Annotated in this window: 17 protein-coding genes and 1 tRNA gene; 5 read left to right on the top strand and 13 right to left on the bottom strand. The window is 68.1% G+C overall.

Annotated elements, in window-relative coordinates:
• The first annotated feature begins 38 nt into the window (after positions 1–38).
• Positions 39–599 (top strand): DUF1439 domain-containing protein, encoded by a 561-nt coding sequence (locus tag E1J61_RS01635; protein ID WP_133092442.1) that lies wholly within the window; start codon positions 39–41, stop codon positions 597–599.
• A gap of 89 nt (positions 600–688) precedes the next feature.
• On the top strand, positions 689–1,570 hold the full coding sequence (locus E1J61_RS01630; protein ID WP_133092510.1) for an undecaprenyl-diphosphate phosphatase: 882 nt from the start codon (positions 689–691) through the stop codon (positions 1,568–1,570).
• A gap of 92 nt (positions 1,571–1,662) precedes the next feature.
• Here E1J61_RS01630 and trmB read toward each other — a convergent pair whose 3' ends face one another.
• Positions 1,663–2,451: a tRNA (guanosine(46)-N7)-methyltransferase TrmB gene (gene trmB, locus E1J61_RS01625; RefSeq protein WP_133092441.1), complete on the bottom strand. Its 789-nt coding sequence runs from the start codon at positions 2,449–2,451 to the stop codon at positions 1,663–1,665.
• Between the two features lie 75 nt (positions 2,452–2,526).
• A tRNA-Gly gene (locus E1J61_RS01620) sits at positions 2,527–2,601 on the bottom strand.
• Positions 2,602–2,796: 195 nt separating this feature from the next.
• Between E1J61_RS01620 and E1J61_RS01615 the strand changes: the two genes are divergently transcribed.
• Positions 2,797–3,174 carry a DUF5594 family protein gene (locus tag E1J61_RS01615; protein ID WP_133092440.1) on the top strand — a complete coding sequence of 126 codons (378 nt, stop codon included), beginning with the start codon at positions 2,797–2,799 and terminating at the stop codon, positions 3,172–3,174.
• Between the two features lie 38 nt (positions 3,175–3,212).
• Here the strand turns inward: E1J61_RS01615 and E1J61_RS01610 are convergent, their stop codons facing one another.
• A complete protein-coding gene (locus tag E1J61_RS01610) occupies positions 3,213–4,115 on the bottom strand; it encodes an aldose epimerase (protein ID WP_133092439.1) in 903 nt (300 codons plus the stop codon).
• A gap of 79 nt (positions 4,116–4,194) precedes the next feature.
• A complete protein-coding gene (phaZ, locus tag E1J61_RS01605) occupies positions 4,195–5,409 on the bottom strand; it encodes a polyhydroxyalkanoate depolymerase (RefSeq protein ID WP_133092438.1) in 1,215 nt (404 codons plus the stop codon).
• Between the two features lie 260 nt (positions 5,410–5,669).
• Between phaZ and E1J61_RS01600 the strand changes: the two genes are divergently transcribed.
• On the top strand, positions 5,670–6,323 hold the full coding sequence (locus E1J61_RS01600; protein ID WP_133092437.1) for a glutathione S-transferase family protein: 654 nt from the start codon (positions 5,670–5,672) through the stop codon (positions 6,321–6,323).
• Positions 6,324–6,336: 13 nt separating this feature from the next.
• Here the strand turns inward: E1J61_RS01600 and E1J61_RS01595 are convergent, their stop codons facing one another.
• The gene (locus E1J61_RS01595) at positions 6,337–8,361 is read right to left on the bottom strand and encodes an acetoacetate--CoA ligase (RefSeq protein ID WP_133092436.1); all 2,025 of its coding nucleotides are present in this window, start codon (positions 8,359–8,361) and stop codon (positions 6,337–6,339) included.
• Between the two features lie 121 nt (positions 8,362–8,482).
• The gene (ubiD, locus tag E1J61_RS01590; RefSeq protein WP_133092435.1) at positions 8,483–10,012 is read right to left on the bottom strand and encodes a 4-hydroxy-3-polyprenylbenzoate decarboxylase; all 1,530 of its coding nucleotides are present in this window, start codon (positions 10,010–10,012) and stop codon (positions 8,483–8,485) included.
• A gap of 671 nt (positions 10,013–10,683) precedes the next feature.
• On the opposite strand from ubiD, the gene E1J61_RS01585 reads away from it, so the two are divergent.
• Complete coding sequence (locus E1J61_RS01585; RefSeq protein WP_133092434.1) at positions 10,684–11,754, top strand: lytic transglycosylase domain-containing protein; 1,071 nt, start codon at positions 10,684–10,686, stop codon at positions 11,752–11,754.
• An 85-nt stretch (positions 11,755–11,839) separates the two neighbouring features.
• Here E1J61_RS01585 and E1J61_RS01580 read toward each other — a convergent pair whose 3' ends face one another.
• The 7 genes from E1J61_RS01580 to E1J61_RS01550 form a co-directional block, all read right to left on the bottom strand.
• A complete protein-coding gene (locus E1J61_RS01580; protein ID WP_133092433.1) occupies positions 11,840–13,024 on the bottom strand; it encodes a pyridoxal phosphate-dependent aminotransferase in 1,185 nt (394 codons plus the stop codon).
• A gap of 124 nt (positions 13,025–13,148) precedes the next feature.
• On the bottom strand, positions 13,149–13,676 hold the full coding sequence (gene nusB, locus E1J61_RS01575) for a transcription antitermination factor NusB (protein ID WP_133092509.1): 528 nt from the start codon (positions 13,674–13,676) through the stop codon (positions 13,149–13,151).
• Complete coding sequence (gene ribH / locus E1J61_RS01570; protein ID WP_029045447.1) at positions 13,669–14,166, bottom strand: 6,7-dimethyl-8-ribityllumazine synthase; 498 nt, start codon at positions 14,164–14,166, stop codon at positions 13,669–13,671. Before ribH ends, nusB begins: the two co-directional genes overlap by 8 nt.
• A gap of 98 nt (positions 14,167–14,264) precedes the next feature.
• Positions 14,265–15,374, bottom strand: a complete 1,110-nt coding sequence (gene ribBA, locus E1J61_RS01565; protein ID WP_133092432.1) for a bifunctional 3,4-dihydroxy-2-butanone-4-phosphate synthase/GTP cyclohydrolase II — start codon at positions 15,372–15,374, stop codon at positions 14,265–14,267.
• 222 nt (positions 15,375–15,596) lie between these two features.
• Positions 15,597–16,217, bottom strand: coding sequence for a riboflavin synthase (locus E1J61_RS01560; RefSeq protein WP_133092431.1), 621 nt, complete (start codon positions 16,215–16,217; stop codon positions 15,597–15,599).
• A 61-nt stretch (positions 16,218–16,278) separates the two neighbouring features.
• Complete coding sequence (gene ribD / locus E1J61_RS01555) at positions 16,279–17,394, bottom strand: bifunctional diaminohydroxyphosphoribosylaminopyrimidine deaminase/5-amino-6-(5-phosphoribosylamino)uracil reductase RibD (protein WP_133092430.1); 1,116 nt, start codon at positions 17,392–17,394, stop codon at positions 16,279–16,281.
• A gap of 63 nt (positions 17,395–17,457) precedes the next feature.
• Positions 17,458–17,994, bottom strand: a complete 537-nt coding sequence (locus tag E1J61_RS01550) for a GspH/FimT family pseudopilin (RefSeq protein WP_133092429.1) — start codon at positions 17,992–17,994, stop codon at positions 17,458–17,460.

The following is a 17,994-nucleotide window of genomic DNA, read 5'->3' as shown; positions in this document are numbered from 1 at the left end:
GCCGGCACGCCCGCCCAACTCCTGAACTCGGAGGCAACATGATCCGGACTTCCCGACGGCGCTGGCTGGCCGTCGCTGGCGCCACCGCGCTGGCCGCCGGCCTCGCCGCCTGCGGCGCGTTCCGCAACGAGTACACGTTCTCGCAAAGCCAGCTGCAGGCCGCGCTGGAGCGCAAGTTCCCGTTTAACAAGCGCTATATGGAGCTGTTCGACATCCAGCTCACCAATCCGCAACTGACGCTGGACCCGGTGCGCAACCGCGTCAACGTGCAATTCGACGCCGTCATCGACAACAAGCTGTTCTTCCGCCAGGCGCTGACGGGGCGCTTCGCGCTGGACAGCGGGCTGCGCTATGACGCGCCGACGCGCTCGGTGGTACTGCAGGACCCTGAAGTGCGGCGTTTCGACGTGCAGGGCATGCCGGCGCAGTTCTCGCGCCAGCTCAATGCGCTGGGTGGCATCCTGGCCGAGCAGCTGCTGCAGGACTATCCGCTCTATACGTTCCGGGAAGACCAGCTGCGCGTTGCCGGCACGCAGGTCGAGCCCGGTACAATCACCGTTTTGCCTGACGGCATCAACGTCAAGGTCAACCGCCCCTGATCGCCCTCGGGTAGCCGGGCGCTCGAACAACAAACCAGGCGGTCCGGCGCATGCCGGGCAACGCCGATGACAACGTTTCTCCGTTCCGCATGGAAATCGCACTTGCCCTGAAAGCCGTGATCCTCGGCATTGTCGAAGGACTGACCGAGTTCCTTCCCATCTCGAGTACCGGCCACCTGATCCTGGCGGGCCAATTGCTCGACTTCAACGACGAAAAGGGCAAGATCTTCGAGATCGTGATCCAGTTCGGCGCCATCCTGGCAGTCTGCTGGGAATTCCGTGCCCGCATCGGCAGCGTGGTGCGCGGGCTGGGCTCAGAGCCGAAGGCGCAGCGCTTTGCCATCAACGTGGTGATCGCGAGCGCGCCGGCGATCATCCTGGCCTTTATCTTCGGCAAATGGATCAAGGCCCACCTGTTCAACCCGATCTCGGTGGCGCTGGCCTTTATCGTCGGCGGCGTGGTGATCCTGCTGGCCGAATGGCGCGACGCGCGCCGCGGCACGGTCTCGCATCCGCAGGGCAATGCGCTGCTGGAGGCGGCCAAGGCGGGCGCGCCGCGCATCGAATCGGTCGACGACCTGAACTGGGGCGATGCCCTCAAGGTGGGCCTGGCGCAGTGCTTCGCGCTGGTGCCGGGCACCTCGCGCTCGGGTGCCACCATCATCGGCGGCATGCTGTTCGGGCTGTCGCGGCAGGTGGCGACGGAGTTTTCGTTCTTCCTCGCGATCCCGGTGATCTTTGGCGCGACGGTCTATGAGCTGTACAAGGCGCGTGCGCTGCTGGACGCGGACGACCTCGGCGTCTTCGCGGTCGGCTTTGTCTTCGCCTTCCTGTCTGCGTTCCTGTGCGTGCGCTGGCTGCTGCGTTTTGTCGCCACGCACGATTTCAAGCCGTTTGCGTGGTATCGCATTGCGTTCGGCATCGTGGTCCTGTTCACCGCCTACTCCGGCCTGGTGTCCTGGCACGCGTAAGCGGGGCGAACATCCGGACAACAAAAAAGCGTGGCACTTGCCACGCTTTTTGTTTGTGCCTTGCGGCTGCGCTCAGGCCCGCTCAGGCCCGCTTAGGCCCGCTTGCGGAACACCACGTCCCACACCCCGTGCCCGAGCCGCACGCCGCGGCGCTCGAACTTGGTCACCGGACGGTAGTCCGGCCGCTCGGAAAAGCCATCCGCCGCGCCGGAGGTGTTCTCCAGCAGCGGTTCACCCGCCAGCACCTCGACCATCTGGTGCGCGTACTCTTCCCAGTCGGTCGCGCAGTGGATATAGCCACCGGGCTTCAGCCGCGCCGCCAGCAGCTTCACCAGCGGCGGCTGCACCAGCCGGCGCTTGTTATGGCGCTTCTTGTGCCACGGGTCCGGGAAATAGATATGCACGCCGTCCAGGCTGTCGTCGGTCAGCATATGGGCGATGACCTCGACCGCGTCGTGCTGCAGGATGCGGATGTTCTCCAGCCCGCGCTCGTCGATCAGCTTGAGCAGGGCGCCCACGCCGGGCTCATGCACCTCGCAGCCCAGGAAATTGTCCTGCGGGCGCAACCCGGCGATATGCGCGGTGGTCTCGCCCATGCCGAAGCCGATCTCCAGGATCGACGGCGCCTTGCGGCCGAACGTGGCTTCCCAGTCCAGCGGCTGCGGCGCGTACGGCACCAGCATGCGCGGGCCGACCTCGTCGATGGCGCGCTGCTGACCGGTCGACGTCCGCCCGGCACGGCGCACGAACGAGCGGATGCGGCGCGGATGCGCAACGCCTTCGGGGTCGGCAGGGGAAGGGGCGGACGGCTGCTGGGCGTTGTCCACCGGCGTGGCGTCATCGGCCGGCGTCGGTCCGGTGCTGGGATCTTGGGGAAGCATGGCAACAAAAAAGCCGCCGGGCAGATCACCGTAACAGTGTCAACGGTGGCAAAGGCGGCTTGTCTCGACTTGAGGTGGAGCGGGCGATGGGAATCGAACCCACGTCTTTAGCTTGGGAAGCTAAGGTAATGGCCATTATACGACGCCCGCGGAGCCGTGATTCTATGCGGGATCGGCAAGGGAGCGCAAGTCGGCGGCATGCCGGGCTGGAATCAAGGTGTCTTTTGTGCCACTCCCGCTTTGGGCGGTGCGTGGCGCCCGCTGCGGCGTATAGTGGCTGGCACGCTGGCCTGCCGCCATACGGCCTTCGGTGACTACCACTCGCAACGTCAGGACGCCCCCACCTTGACCACGGACTTTTACGGCCGCTTTGAAGCGGAATGCCTGCCCCGCATCGTCGATGCCATCGGCAAGCAGCACCGGCGCGTGCAGCTGCATGCCTTGCCCGCCGAGGCCCCGAACCGCCCGCCGCGTCTGCGCATGACGGGCGACGGGCCGGCTGAATTGCGGCGCCATGCGCATCCGCTCGACGTCACGCTGGCGTGGGATGGGCTGGAGGTGCAGCGGCTGTTTGGCGCCGGAGGCGAGGCGCGCTTTGCCGGCTACCTGGCGGCGCTGCCGGGCAAGCTGCGCGCGTGGCAGGAGCCGCGCGGCATCGATTTTGGCTCGCTGTCGCAGACGGATCCGGCCATCCTGATCGGCGGGCTGGATTTCGAGCGCTGAGCTGCCGCCCGGGCGTTACGGCGTTACGGCGTTACGGCTCAGCCAGTCACGCGCAGGCGGCACACGGCGCTTTCTGACTGGCCCGGTGCCAGCCAGCGCAGCCCCTGGCCGTGGTGGATCGCATCGGGCAATCCCACCCACGGTTCCACGCAATAAAAGTCAGACTGTTCGCTTTCGGACCACGTCGTAACGGCGTGCCAGCGCACGCTGCCGGCAACCTCGAGTTCGAAGGCGATGGTGCGCGCCGGCATCGACAGCATGGCGCCGGCAGCGCCGCGGAAGACGTGGTAGGTGTCCTGCAGGCGCGGGTCGTCGAGCCGGTAGGCGGGCTCGCCCGCGTCGGCCGGACCCGGCCCGCCGTCGGGCAACTGGCGCACGCGACCGGCGGGCGGCAAGGCCAGCTTCGACGCGGCACGCTGCGCATGCGGCAGCGCAAAGTAGAAGTGGTGGCCGGGATAGCAGGGCAGCGGCTGGTCCCCGGTGTTGGTGGTGCGCAGCGTAACTTCCAGGCCGTCGGGCAGCAGCGCGTACACCGCGTCGAACACGAAGGCATAGGGGTAGCCTTGCCGCGTCTGCGCGCTGTCGCGCAGCGTCATGGTGATCGACCCGGCTGCATCGGTGGCGCCGGCTTCGAATGGCAGGTCGCGCGCAAAGCCATGCTGCGCCAGCGCGTGCACGGTGCCTTGCCGGTCGCGCCAATGCCCGGCGACGCAATCGACGAAGTGCCGGCCGATAAACGGGAACAGCAGCGGATTGCCCCCGCGCACCTTGGCCGGGCGGCTCCAGTCGGCGTTGTCGGGCCAGTAGAGAATGTCCTCGCCGCGGTGCACCCAGCGCGCCAGGCGCCCGCCGTATTGCGGGGCGAGCAGCAGGAAGTTGTCGGCATCGCCGACCCGGACCAGCGTCTGGCCCTGGAAGTCTTGTGTCTGGAGCAATGGCATGGTGTTCCTGGGCGCCGTGGCGGCGCGAGCAGCCGCCATGATAAGCCAGCGCGATGCCAGGCCGTGACCACCCGAAGACTCAGCTACTGGTGTAGATGGTATTGCGCACCAGCGGGTACACCTGCGTTTCCCAGCGCTTGCCGTTGAACACGCCATAGTGGCCGACCCCGGTTTGCACGTGATGCATCCGCATGTAAGGCCGCAGGCTCGGGCAGAGGTCCTGCGCCGCCATGGTCTGGCCGATGGCGCAGATGTCGTCGCGCTCGCCCTCGACCGTGAGCAGCGCGGTGCGGCGGATGGCGCGCGTGCGCACGCGGCGTCCGGCGACGTCGAGCAGCCCCTGCGCCAGCAGGAAGCGCTGGAATACCAGGCTGACGGTCTCCAGGTAGAACTCCGCCGTCAGGTCCATGGTGGCGAAGTATTCGACATAGAAGTCGCGGATGGCGTCGGCCTTGTCGTGCTCGCCGCGCTCGCGATAGGCGTAGAGGTCGCGCAACGCCTGCTCATGACGCTCCAGGTTCATGCTCATGAACGCCAGCAGCTGCACATGGCCAGGGTAGACGCGCCGCATGCCGCCGGCGAAGCGCAGCGGCACCATGCCGATCAGCGTGCGCTCGAACCAGTCGAGCGGCTGGCTGATGGCCAGTTCGTTGACTTTGGTCGGATTGACGCGCGCGTCGATCGGGCCGGCCATCAGCGTCAGGCTGGGCGGCTGGGCGGGATCGCCGTCCTCGGCCATGATGGCCGCCGCCGCCAGTGCAGCCACGGTAGGCTGGCACACCGCCACGACGTGCGTGCCGCCGCCGAGCGCCTGCAGGAAGTGGATCAGGTGCTGCACGAATTCATCGAAGCCGAAGCGCCCGGCCACCAGCGGGATATCGCGCGGATTGTGCCAGTCGGTGATATAGACGTCGTGGTCGGCCAGCATGGTCTGCGCGGTGCCGCGCAACAAGGTGGCAAAGTGGCCGGACATCGGCGCCACCAGCAGCACGCGCGGCTGGCCGCCGATGCCCTGGCGGCGGAAGTGCAGCAGGGAGCAGAATGGCGTGCGCAGCACCACTTCCTCGGTGACCGGCACCGGCCGGCCGGCGACCATCGCGCTGTCGATGCCGAAGGCCGGGCGATGGTGGGTCAGGCGCCCGAGCGCGATGATCTCGCAGGCGGCGCGCAGCGTGCGTACGGTATCGAAGCCGCTCGCCCTGGGTTGGGCGGCCAGCGTTGCCGCGGCCAGTTCCGCCAGCGTGCATGCCGGCAGTATGATGTCCGCGTAGGTCTGGTACGCGTAATACAGCATGACTGGGCCCCCGTGGTTCTGGTGTCCCCAACCCGCAATATATATGCCATTTGCGCGCGCTTGGCATGCGCTTTGCGCGGTGCCACGCGCAAGGCAGCGATGCCTGCGCAAAGTTATGCAAGCTGCCCCCGCCGCAGCGGCCAAGCATCGTTTCATGATGGTTGCCGGGGGCGCAGGCATCAGACTGGTGCCCAATGGTACGAACGGTACGAACGGTGCCGCACCAGTGCACCGTCCAAGTGCGCCGCTAAGGAGGCGTGATGAGCAAGACCACACTCACTATCAGCAGCAAGACCTATTCGTCGTGGTCGCTGCGCGGCTGGCTGCTGGCCCGCTTTGCCGGCCTGGAGTTCGAAGAAGTGCTGGTCCCGCCGGACGATGCCGCCGCCCGCGCCGAAATCCTGCTGCTGTCGCCGTCAATCCTGGTGCCCTGCCTGCGCCACCAGGGCGTGACGGTCTGGGACACGCTCGCCATCGCCGAATACCTGAACGAGATCCGTCCCAAGGCCGGCCTGTTGCCCGAAGACCGCGCCGCGCGCGCGCACTGCCGCGCCATCTGCGGCGAGATGCACTCCGGGTTTGCGGCGATGCGCTCGGCGCTGCCGATGAACCTGAAGGGGAATTTCCCGGGGATGAAGGTGTGGTCGCGCGCGCAGGCGGACATCGACCGCATCACGGCCATCTGGACCGAGTGTCTGACGCGCTACGGCGGGCCTTACCTGTTTGGCTCGCGCACCATGGCCGACGCCATGTACGCGCCGGTGGTGACGCGCTTTGTCACCTACGGCGTGATGCTCGACCCGGAGCCGGTTTCCTACTGCAAGCAGATCCTGGCGATGCCGGAGCTGCAGGAGTGGATTGCGGCGGCGCGCGCGGAACCCGACGAGATCAGCGAGCTGGACGTCGAGTTCTAGCCGCCGCCGCTGCCTACGCCGTGGCGGACTCGGCTTGCCGCGCCTGCAGGAAACGCGCGGCGTAGCCGAAGTACCAGTCGAGCGTATCCGGGTTGGCCATGGCATCGCGGTTGGCGATGCTGGCCGGCGCGTGGCCGAGCAGCAGCTTCTTGATCGGCACTTCCATCTTCTTGCCCGACAGCGTGCGCGGCACGCCCGGCACCTGCACGATCTCGTTGGGCACGTGGCGCGACGAAAGCGCCTCGCGGATGCGCGCGCGCAGGGTGTCGCGCAGTGCGTCGTCGAGCATCAGCCCTTCGCGTAGTACCACGAACAGCGGCATGTAGGACTCTCGTCCCAGGTATTCCAGGTCGACCACCATGCTGTCGAGCACTTCCGGCAGGTCTTCCACCACGCGGTACAGCTCGCTGGTGCCCATGCGGATGCCGTGTCGGTTGATGGTGGCGTCCGAACGCCCGTAGATCACCGCGCCGCCGCGCGGCGTGATCCTGATCCAGTCGCCATGCCGCCAGGCGCCGGGATAGGTGTCGAAATAGCTGTCGCGGTAGCGCTTGCCGTCGGCATCGCCCCACAGGAAGAGCGGCATCGACGGCATCGGCTCGGTGCAGACCAGCTCGCCGACCTGGTTAGTCAGCGCCTGCCCGTTGTCGTCGAACGCCTGCACCTTGGCGCCCAGGCAGCGGCACTGCATCTCGCCCGAATAGACCGGCAGCAGCGGGCAGCCCGCCACGAACGAGCCGGCAAAGTCGGTGCCGCCCGACATCGGCACCAGCCAGATGTCTTCGCGCACGTGGCGGTAGATCCAGTCGTAGGCCTCGACCGGCAGCGGCGAGCCGGTCGAGCCCAGGCCGCGCAGCCGCGACAGGTCGGCGATGCGCGCCGGCTCGATGCCCGCCTTCATGCAGCTGGTGAAGAACGCCGCGCCGGCCCCGAACATGGTCACGCCGGCATCGTCGACAAAGCGCCACAGCACGCCGGCGTCGGGCCAGGCCGGGTTGCCGTCATAGAGTGCGATGGTGGTGCCGAGCAGCAGGCCGGCGACCTGCGCGTTCCACATGATCCAGCCGCTGCTGCTGTACCAGTGGAAGACGTCGTCCGGGCCGAGGTTGTTGTGGAACGCCATCAGCTTGAGCTGCTCGATGACGATGCCGCCGTGGCCATGCACGATCGGCTTGGGCATGCCGGTGGTGCCGGAGGAGTAGACGATCCACAGCGGATGGTCGAATGGCACCGGCTCGATGGCCAGCGGCACGTCGTGCGCGAGCACGTCCGGCCATGCATGGGTGCGTATGCCGGAAGGCGCGGGTACGCTCGCGCCGACTTGCGGCACCAGCACCAGGTCGGTCAGCGAGGGCAGGGCGGCTACCAGGTCCGCCAGCACCGGCCCGCGCTCGTAGACCTTGCCGCCATAGCGGTAGCCGTCGACGGCGATCAGCACCTTCGGCCCGATCTGGCGGAAGCGGTCGATCACCGCCACCTGGCCCATGTCGGGCGCGCAGCCGGACCAGACCGCGCCCAGGCTGGCGGTGGCCAGGAAGGCGACGATGGTGGCGGGGATATTGGGCAGGTAGCCGGCGACGCGATCGCCGCGCTGCACGCCCATCTGGCGCAGCGCATACGCCAGCGAGGCGACCTGCGCTTCGAGCGTGGTCCAGCTGAGTTCGGCCAGCGGCTGCGCTTCGCCGGCATAGCGGATGGCGGAGCGCTCGCGGGCCGCGCCCGTGCTGGCGTGGCGGAACACCTGCTGCACGTAATTCAGCGTGGCGCCCTCGAACCAGCGCGCGCCCGGCATGGTGCGCCGGTCCAGCACCTGCGCCGCGGGCGTGTCGAAATGGACGTCGAAGTAGGCGCGCACCGCGTCCCAGAAGGCTTCCAGCTCGGTGACGGACCACTGCCACAGGCTGTCGTAGTCGTCAAAGGCGAGGCCGCGCTCGGCGCGCAGCCAGCGCATGAAGGCGGCGATCTGGCTGCTGTCGCGGAACGCCCCGGACGGCGTCCACATCAGGTTCCCTTCGGTCAAAGGGGCAGTGCTGCTCATGTCTCCTCCTTGGGCCCGTCTGTCGCGGGTATCGGATGGTGGGTGATGGGGATCCCGGGCGCCTGTGGCGGCACCCGGGCATCAGCGTGACATGATAGCCGGGGATGGGGACGGTTGCCGGTCAGGTGCCCGCCGGCCGGTCGAACAGGCTTTCCCACATGGTGTCAACCCTGGCCTTGACCGCCGCGTCCATGGAGATCGGCGTACCCCATTCGCGCGTGGTCTCGCCGGGCCACTTGTCGGTGGCGTCGATGCCCATCTTGGAACCCAGGCCCGACACCGGGGAGGCGAAGTCCAGGTAGTCGATCGGCGTGTTGTCGACCAGCACCGTGTCGCGGCTGGGGTCGACGCGCGTGGTGATGGCCCAGATCACTTCCTTCCAGTCGCGCACGTCGACATCGTCGTCGACCACGACGATGAATTTCGTATACATGAACTGGCGCAGGAAGCTCCATACCCCGAACATCACGCGCTTGGCATGGCCGGCGTACTGCTTCTTCATGCGCACCAGCGCCATGCGGTAGCTGCAGCCTTCCGGCGGCAGGTAGAAGTCGGTGATTTCCGGGAACTGCTTTTGCAGCAGCGGCACGAACACCTCGTTCAGCGCCACGCCCAGCACGGCGGGCTCGTCGGGCGGCTTGCCGGTGTAGGTGGAGTGGTAGATCGGGTCGCGCCGCATGGTGATGCGGTCGATGGTGAACACCGGGAACCAGTCCTGCTCGTTGTAGTAGCCGGTGTGGTCGCCGAACGGGCCTTCCAGCGCATGCTGGTAGCCGGACGGGTGGTTCGGGTCCGGCTGGATATGGCCTTCCAGCACGATCTCGGCCGACGCCGGCACGCTTAGTTCGGACAGGGTCGGCGTCACGCAGCCGGCCAGCGCGGTGCGGCTGCCGCGCAGCAGGCCGGCGAACTGGTACTCGGACAGCGTATCGGGCACCGGCGTCACCGCGCCGAGGATGGTGGCGGGGTCGGCGCCCAGCGCCACCGCGATCGGGAACGGCTTGCCGGGGTTGGCCAACGCATGCTCGCGGAAGTCGAGCGCGCCGCCGCGATGCGCCAGCCAGCGCATGATGACCTGGTTGCGGCCGATCACCTGCTGGCGGTAGATGCCAAGGTTCTGGCGCTTCTTGTGCGGTCCCTTGGTGACGACCAGGCCCCAGGTGATCAGCGGCGCGGCGTCGCCGGGCCAGCAGGTCTGGATCGGCAGGCGCGCCAGGTCGACGTCATTGCCTTCCCAGACCACCTCCTGGCAGGCCGGGCTGCTGACGCGCTTTGGTGCCATATCCCACACAGATTTGGCGAGCGTAAACAGCTTGCCCGCTTCGCGCAGTCCGCGCGGCGGCTCGGGTTCCTTCAGGGCTGACAGCACGCGGCCGATGTCGCGCAGGTCTTCCATCGATTCGGCGCCCATGCCGAGCGCGACCCTGTGTGTCGTACCGAACAGATTGGCCAGTACCGGGACGCTATAGATACTGTCACCGGCCGCCGCGCCGGCGGGCCGTTCGAACAGCACGGCGGGGCCGCCGGCACGCAGCAGCCGGTCGCAGACCTCGGTCATTTCCAGGTTGGGCGAGACCGGGCGGGAGATGCGGCGAAGTTCGCCCATCTGCTCGAGTTGGCCGATAAAGTCGCGCAAGTCTTTGTATTGCATAGTGAATTCGGTTTGGCGCGGGCCGTGTGCGGCCGGCGCAAGGCGGCATCCAAGTCGGTGACGATACACATACACCGGCGCCCCGGCAAAAAAATCAGCAAATCGGGGTGGGGGAAATTGTAAGTTTTTTGTCGTCGCAGGCGCGGCGTCAAGGTCTGCGAGGCTAGGCCAGGACTACGTTTGCGGGTCCCCGAGTGATGCGGGCACGACAAGATAAGGCTTGTTACAAATAACCAAAAGTAGTGTGAATCGTTATTCTTATTCTTGACGAGGTATAACACCGTTCCTACAATCCGGTCTTGCTGATGGAGTGTTGCGTTGCAACATAAATTTCACCCTTGTGTCAAGGGGTGCACATAGAAAAAGTGCGGGGGGATCGCACGATTCGCTCCAGTCAGATCGAACAGACCGAGGTTACCGGCCCGATGCAATAGCGGGCCGAGGCGGTTGCCTCCGGCAGGGAGCCGGAGCGTTTTACGGTTGTCGAGATAAGTCGTGGCAGGGTGGGCTCCCCCAGAGTCGACCCTGTTTCCAGTTGGGCGCATGGGGAGCGCCTGCCAACAGATGCTTGGCTGTCACTGCTAGACGGCGCGGCATCCTTACTTGAGTACGTTGAGATCGGGCGTATGCCGCAGTCTGGCATGCGAAGCGGGCAACGGATGGAGGTAAGCATGAGCGGTTGGAAAACCCTTCATCTTCCCGGCATCGGACGCGCCTTGCAGGTTCGCCTCCGACAGCCGGTACCCGGAGTGAGTCGGGCGTTGCAGGTCCGTCTCGCGCATCCGGTCGCGGGCCGCGCCTTGCGCGGTGGCCGCACAACGCTGAAGTACGCGCTGAACAGCCTTGGCGTGGTCGCGGTCGTCTCGGCCGTGTCGCTGTGGCTGAGCCAGGAATGGCGCACCACGCTGGCGGCACTGCTGGCTGGCGACGAAGCACCGGCGGTGCTGGTCGCCGCCGCCATGCCGACGGCGGAAGCCGCGCCGGCCGTGGGCAGCGCAGCCGTGCCGGCCCTGTCGGCCGACGCCGCTGCCGCCCGTCTGGCACGCGGCAAGGGCGGCCTGCCGACGGTTTCGGGCGTGGACGAATGGGGCCTGGCGGCGAACGCCAAGGTGCCGTCGGTCGCGCACCTGGCCGAGCGGATCCCGGTCACGCGCGTGGCGGCGGACGCCCGCAATACCGCCACGCTCGGCACCGCGCGCGAGCAGGCGGCCGTGGCCGACTACATCGCCCGCAAGTACCGCGTGGCGGCGCAGGCCACCGCGCAACTGGTCAAGGCAGCCTACCTGACCGGCCGCGAGGTCGGCATCGACCCGCTGCTGATCCTGGGCGTGATCGCGATCGAGTCCAGCTTCAACCCGTACGCCGAGAGCGGCGTGGGCGCGCAGGGCCTGATGCAGGTCATGACCAAGGTCCACCAGGACAAGTACGAGGCCGTGGGCGGCGTCGCCGCGGCGCTGAACCCGTACGCCAATATCAAGATCGGTGCGCTGGTGCTGAAGGACTGCATCGCCCGCGCCGGCTCGATCGAAGGCGGCCTGAAGTACTACGTCGGCGCCACCACGGCGACCGATGGCGGCTACGGCGCCAAGGTGCTGGCCGAGCGTGCCCGCCTGCGCCAGCTGATCGGCGTGCGCGCGGCGCCGGCTGACAACGGCAAGGCGGGTGGTGGCGGCAAGGCACCAGCCGAGCATGCCGCGCCGACCGAGAAGCTGGAAGCCAGCAACGGCTCGAACAACGCCTGAGGCTTTTGCGCCGGCTTTCCTAACAGAAAAAGCACCCCGCGGGGTGCTTTTTCTGTTTCCGGGGCCGCTGCGCTGTGCTGCCGGCTCAGCCGCGGAACAGCTTCGCCAGCCGTGCCATCGCCTCTTCGATGTTCTCGCGCGAGGTCGCATACGAGATGCGGATGTAGTCGCTGGCGGTATGCGGCCCGAAATCCTGCCCCGGCACCATCACCACGCCCGCATCGCGCAGCATCGCCTGCGTCAGCCGGTCGGCGTCGCCGGCGGCCGGGTGGTTGACGCCGCGGCAGTCGGCATAGACGTAGAAGGCGCCGTCGGGGCGCACCGGCACGTGCAGGCCCAGCGCCTCCAGCGCCGGCACGACCAGGTCGCGGCGACGGCGGAACTCGGCCTTGCGCTCGTCGTAGATTGCCAGCGCCTCGGGGGTGAAACAGGCGAGCGCCGCATACTGCGCCACGGCGGAGGCGCAGATAAAGAGGTTCTGGGCGACCTTTTCGAAGGCCTCGACCAGCGCATCCGGCACCACCAGCCAGCCCAGCCGCCAGCCGGTCATGTTGAAGTACTTGGAGAAGCTGTTCACCGTGACCACGTTGTCGTCCAGGCTCAGCGCCGAGACCGGCGCCGCGTCGTACGACAGGCCCTGGTAGATCTCGTCGACGATGGCGAAGCCATTGCGGGCGCGCACCGCCTGCAGGATGCGGCCGAGCTCGCCAGGCAGGATCGAGGTGCCGGTCGGGTTGGACGGCGTGGCCAGCAGCACGCCGCGGGTCTGCTCGCGCCAGTTGGCCTCGACCTGTGCTGCGGTGAGCTGGAAGCGCTCCGCCGGGCCGCTCGGGATCATGCGCGCCGCGCCGTCGAAGGCGGCGACGAAGTGGCGGTTGCACGGGTAGCTGGGATCGGGCATCAGCACTTCGGCGCCAATCTCGACCAGCACCGCGCACGCCAGCAGCAGCGCGCCGGAAGCGCCCGCCGTGACGATCACGCGGCGTGCCGGGATGTCCAGGCCGTAGGCCGTCTTGTAGTAGCCGGCGATGGCCTCGCGCAGCGGATGGATGCCAAGCGCACCGGTGTATTGCGTGACGCCGCGGCGCATCGCCGCCTCGGCCGCGCGCACCACCGGCTCGGCGGCGGTGAAGTCCGGCTCGCCGATGCCCATGTGCACGATATGGCGGCCGGCGCGCTCGAGCTCGGCCGCCTGCTTGGCCAGTTCCATGACGTGGAAGGCATTGATGTTGGCGACGCGGGCGGCGGTGGCAAGACGTTGCATGTCCATGGCGATGGGGAGAGAGGCGGGCGGAGCCCGTTCAGCAAAAAGAATACGTATAAACGAAAACACCCGCCGCGGCGGGTGTTTCGTCAGGTCCTGGTGCCGGCGCAAGCGCCAGCCGGATGACCGCTCAACGGCGCGCCGCGACCTCGGCCGCGCGCACCTGGGCGGCGAGCTTGTCCAGCACGCCGTTGACGTACTTGTAGCCTTCGACGCCGCCAAAGGTCTTGGTCAGCTCGACCGCTTCGTTGATCACGACCTTGTATGGGATGTCGAGGCAGTGCACCAGCTCGTAGCTGCCGACCAGCAGCGCGGCGCGCTCCACCGGCGACAGCTCGTCCACGGTGCGGTCCAGGAACGGCTCGAACGCGGCGGTCAGGCGGGCCTCTTCACGCACGGTGCCGTTGAGCAGCGCGTCGAAGTGCTCGCGGTCGGCCTTGTTGAAGCCCTGGGCGTCGTGCAGGTGGGCCTGGATCGCGCCGATGTCGTTGCGGTTCAGCAGCCATTGGTACAGGCCCTGCAGCGCCAGCTCGCGCGAGCGGCGGCGCGCGCTCTTGGGCGGTGCCTTGGCTTCGGTGCGGGCCGCGGGCTTGTTGCCGGCGGGCTTGCCGGCGTCATTGCCGCCCGCGTTCTCGGGGGCGTTGGACGTATTACTCATCATCGTCCTCATCGTCTTCCTGGCCGCGCAGCGAGTCCAGCGCATCGACCAGGTTGGCCATCTCCACCGCGGCGCGGGCGCAGTCGCGGCCCTTTTCGCGGGTGCGGGCATGGGCCTGCTCGTCAGTGTCGACGGTCAGGATGCCGTTGGCGACCGGCACGTTGAAATCCAGGCCGACGCGGGTGATGCCGGCGCCGGATTCGTTCGAGACCAGCTCGAAGTGGTAGGTCTCGCCGCGCACCACGGCGCCGAGCGCGACCAGCGCGTCGAACTGGCCGCTCTCGGCCATCTTCTGCAGTGCCAGCGGCACTTCCAGCGCGCCGGGGACGGTCACCACCAGGGTGTCCTCGCCTTCGACGCCGAGCTTTTCCAGCTCGGCCACGCAGGCTTCGAGCAGCTCGGCGCAGACCGGCTCGTTGAAGCGCGCCTGCACGATGCCGATACGCAGGCCTTCACCGTCGAGGTTGCTGGGGTAGAAGCCGTGATCCATTGTTCAAGTTCTCCAGTTTTTCGGGGCGGCCGCGGCGGCTTGGCGCCGCGGCCGGGGTGTATTGGGGGAGGCTCAGGGGAAGCTTAGTCCGGGAAGGCTCAGTCGGCCTGGCCGTTCATGGGCTGGTAGCCGGTCACTTCCAGGTCGAAGCCGGTCATGCTGGGCATGCGCTGCCGGGCGGCCAGCACGCGCATCTTGCCGACGCCGACATCCTTCAGGATCTGCGCGCCCATGCCGTAGGTGCGCAGGTCCGGCTTGCGGCGGGGGCGGGTCTGCGGTGCGTCGAGTGCGGTGAACTGCGTGAACAGCTGCTCGACGGTGTCGCCGCAGTTCAGCAGCACGATCACGCCGCTGTCGGCCTGGTCGATGGCCTGCATCGCCGCCGGGATGCTCCACGAATGCGTGGTCGACTTCACTTCCAGCAAGTCCAGCACGGAGAAGGGCTCGTGCACGCGCACCAGCGTTTCCTTGTCCGGCGTCGGCGCGCCGCGCACCAGTGCCAGGTGGGCCTGGCCGGTCGGCTTGTCGCGGTAGGCGATGCTGCGGAAGGTGCCGTACGGCGTCTGCATGTCGCGTTCGCCGACGCGCTCGATGATGCTCTCGGTGCGGCTGCGGTAGTGGATCAGGTCGGCAATGGTGCCGATCTTCAGGTCGTGTTCCCGGGCGAATTCGATCAGGTCGGGCAGGCGCGCCATGGTGCCGTCGTCCTTCATGATCTCGCAGATCACGGCGGCGGGCGTCAGGCCGGCCAGGGCGCCCAGGTCGCAACCGGCCTCGGTATGGCCGGCGCGGATCAGCACGCCGCCGGGCTGGGCCGTCAGCGGGAAGATATGGCCGGGCTGGACCAGGTCGGCCGGCCTGGCGTCGCGGGCCACCGCGGCCTGCACGGTGCGGGCACGGTCGGCGGCCGAGATGCCGGTGGTCACGCCTTCGGCGGCCTCGATCGACACCGTGAAGTTGGTGCCATGCTGGGTGCCGTTGCGGGTGACCATCGGGTGCAGGTCCAGCTGGCGGCAGCGCTCGGCGGTCAGCGTCAGGCAGATCAGGCCGCGGCCGTGCTTGGCCATGAAGTTGATCGCCTCGGGAGTGACGAAGTCGGCAGCCAGCACCAGGTCGCCTTCATTCTCGCGGTCTTCCTCGTCAACAAGGATGACCATGCGGCCGGCACGGATGTCGGCAATGATGTCTTCGGTACGGGCGATTGTCATGGCGTGCAGGACGGCAAATTGAGGCGAAACGAGCGAAATGCCGCGAATAAGGCGGACGGGAACGGTGGCCGCGTCGGGAGGCGGCCGGACTGAGGCGGGGCGTCGGGCCTGGCCCGCCAGGGCATATACGCCCGGCAGGATGCCCAGTCAAGCCGGGTATTGTACGCCAAGGCAGGCGGTGCGGGCGGCCGCGCCGCGGGAAAGTGCGGCGGCGGCACGGGCCTACTTGCCGGTGTCAGCGGCCGACAGCATCCGCTCCACGTAGCGCGCGATCAGGTCGATTTCCAGGTTCACGCGGGCGCCGGGCTTGAGCTCCTGCAGCGTGGTCACCTCGACCGTGTGCGGGATCAGGTTGATCGAGAACACGCAGCCGTCGGCTTCGTCGCTGACGCGGTTGACCGTCAGCGAGACGCCGTTGACCACCACCGAGCCCTTGTAGGCCAGGTAGCGGGCCAGCTCGCGCGGCGCGCGGATGCGCAGTTCATGCGATTCGCCGACGGGCGCGAAATGCAACACTTCGCCCAGTCCGTCGACGTGCCCGGAGACCAGGTGGCCGCCGAGGCGATCGGCCAGCCGCAGCGCCTTCTCCAGGTTGACGCGGCCGGCGCTCTCCAGGCCGACGGTCTTGTCGAGCGACTCGCGCGAGACCTCGACGTCGAAGCTGTCCTCGCCCATGGCGATCACCGTCATGCAGGCGCCCTGGATCGCGATGCTGTCGCCGACGATCACATCGGACAGGTCCAGGCCGCCGGCGGCGACATGCAGGCGCACGCCGGCATCGGCGGCACCCAGCGGGGTTACGGTTTCGATGCGGCCGACGGCCGCGACAATGCCTGTGAACATGGTGGTGTCTTCTGTCTTGGTCAATCTGGGATTGGGCGATTAGGCGATTAGGCGATCATGCTCAGGCGTCGTTGCGGCGCGCGATCAGCCGCAGGTCGTCGCCGATCTGCCGGATTTCATGCCAGCGGAACTGCGCGGCATCCTGCAGCCGCGCCAGCGGCGGCAGGTTGAACATGCCCTGCGCGTCGCCAAGCAGCTTGGGCGCCAGGTAGATCAGCAGCTCGTCGGCGCAGTGTTCGCGCACCAGCGAGCCATTGAGCTTGAAGCCCGCTTCGACGTGCAATTCATTGATGCCGCGCCGGCCCAGCTCCTGCAGCATCCGGGGCAGCTCGACCTTTCCGTGCGGGTTGGGCAGGACCACCACTTCGGCCCCGCGTGCTTCCAGCGCCCGCTGGCGTTCGCGGTCTTCCACCGCGCAGAACACCAGCACCGGCTTGGCGAACTCGCCGGCGTCCGGCGCCAGGATCTTTGCGTCGAGCGGCACTTCCAGCCGCGAGTCAACCAACACCCGCTGCGGCTGGCGTGGGGTGGCGAGCGCGCGCACGGTCAGCGCCGGGTCGTCGTCGCGGACCGTGCCGATGCCGGTCAGGATCGCGCAGGCGCGCGCGCGCCAGGCATGGCCGTCGTCGCGGGCCGCCTGGCCGGTGATCCACTGGCTGGTGCCGTCATGCAGCGCGGTGCCGCCGTCCATCGACGCCGCCACCTTGACCCGCACCCACGGCAGCCCGCGCGTCATGCGCGACACGAAACCGATGTTGAGATCGCGCGCTTCCTTTTCCAGCAGGCCGCAGCGGACGTCGATGCCGGCATCGCGCAGGCGCTGCAGGCCGCGTCCGGAGACCGAGGGGTTGGGGTCTTCCATTGCCGCTACCACCCGCGCCACGCCGGCGCGCACCAGCGCATCGGCGCATGGCGGCGTGCGGCCGAAGTGGCTGCACGGCTCGAGCGTGACGTAGGCGGTGGCGCCGTCCGGATCCAGCCCGCGCGACAGCGCGTCTTTTATCGCCTGGATCTCGGCATGGTCCTGTCCGGCCGGCTGGGTGTAACCCTGGCCGATGACCTGGCCGTCCTTGACCAGCACGCAGCCGACGCGCGGATTGGGCGTGGTGGTGAACATGCCCCGCGCGGCGAGCGCGAGGGCCTGTTGCATGGCGGCGTGGTCGGTATCGGAAAACATGGCGCCTGTAGCTCGTGGCCGGTTTGCTGTGGATGGGAGGAGAGTCTGTCCGGGGTTCCAGGGTTACAGCGGCTCGGGCCCGTCCGCTGCGTCGCAATCGTTGTCGCGGCCCGGCGTGCAGAGCCGGATGCGGCCCTGGGCGCCAAGGCGCACCTGGCGCTGCGCGCCGCGGCAGCTGAGCGCGAAGGTGGCGGCCTGGAAGCCGCCTTGTTCAGACCGAGAGTATCCCACAGCTGTGAATCGCACCGTATGGCTGTCGCGGCCGGTCTGCCGCAGCGCCACGCGCAGGCAGGACGCGGCGGGCTCGACCACCGCCAGCGGCGTCGTAGCCGGGCCGGGTCCGGCCAGCAGTTGCCAGCCGTGGTCGAGGCCGGGCTGTCCGTCCAGAGGCTGTAGCGTCACTTCGATGCGGCGCGCCATCGCAGTGGAGCGCGCCAGCGCCAGCGACGCGGCAAGCCGGTCGGCGGCCTGGTCCACCGCCTGGCGCGCCAGCAGTGCGCTGAAGGATGGCCAGGCCGTGGCGGCCAGCACCGCCAGGATGGCGAGGCAGGCCAGCAGCTCGGCCAGGCTCACGCCGGCGCAGCGAGGAACGCGTGGCAT

The sequence above is a fragment of the Cupriavidus sp. L7L genome, from assembly GCF_004353535.1.
GTDB classification, from domain to species: Bacteria; Pseudomonadota; Gammaproteobacteria; order Burkholderiales; family Burkholderiaceae; genus Cupriavidus; species Cupriavidus oxalaticus_A.
Note: the sequence above shows the minus strand (reverse complement) of the source record. Positions and strands in the feature narration are given on the sequence as shown.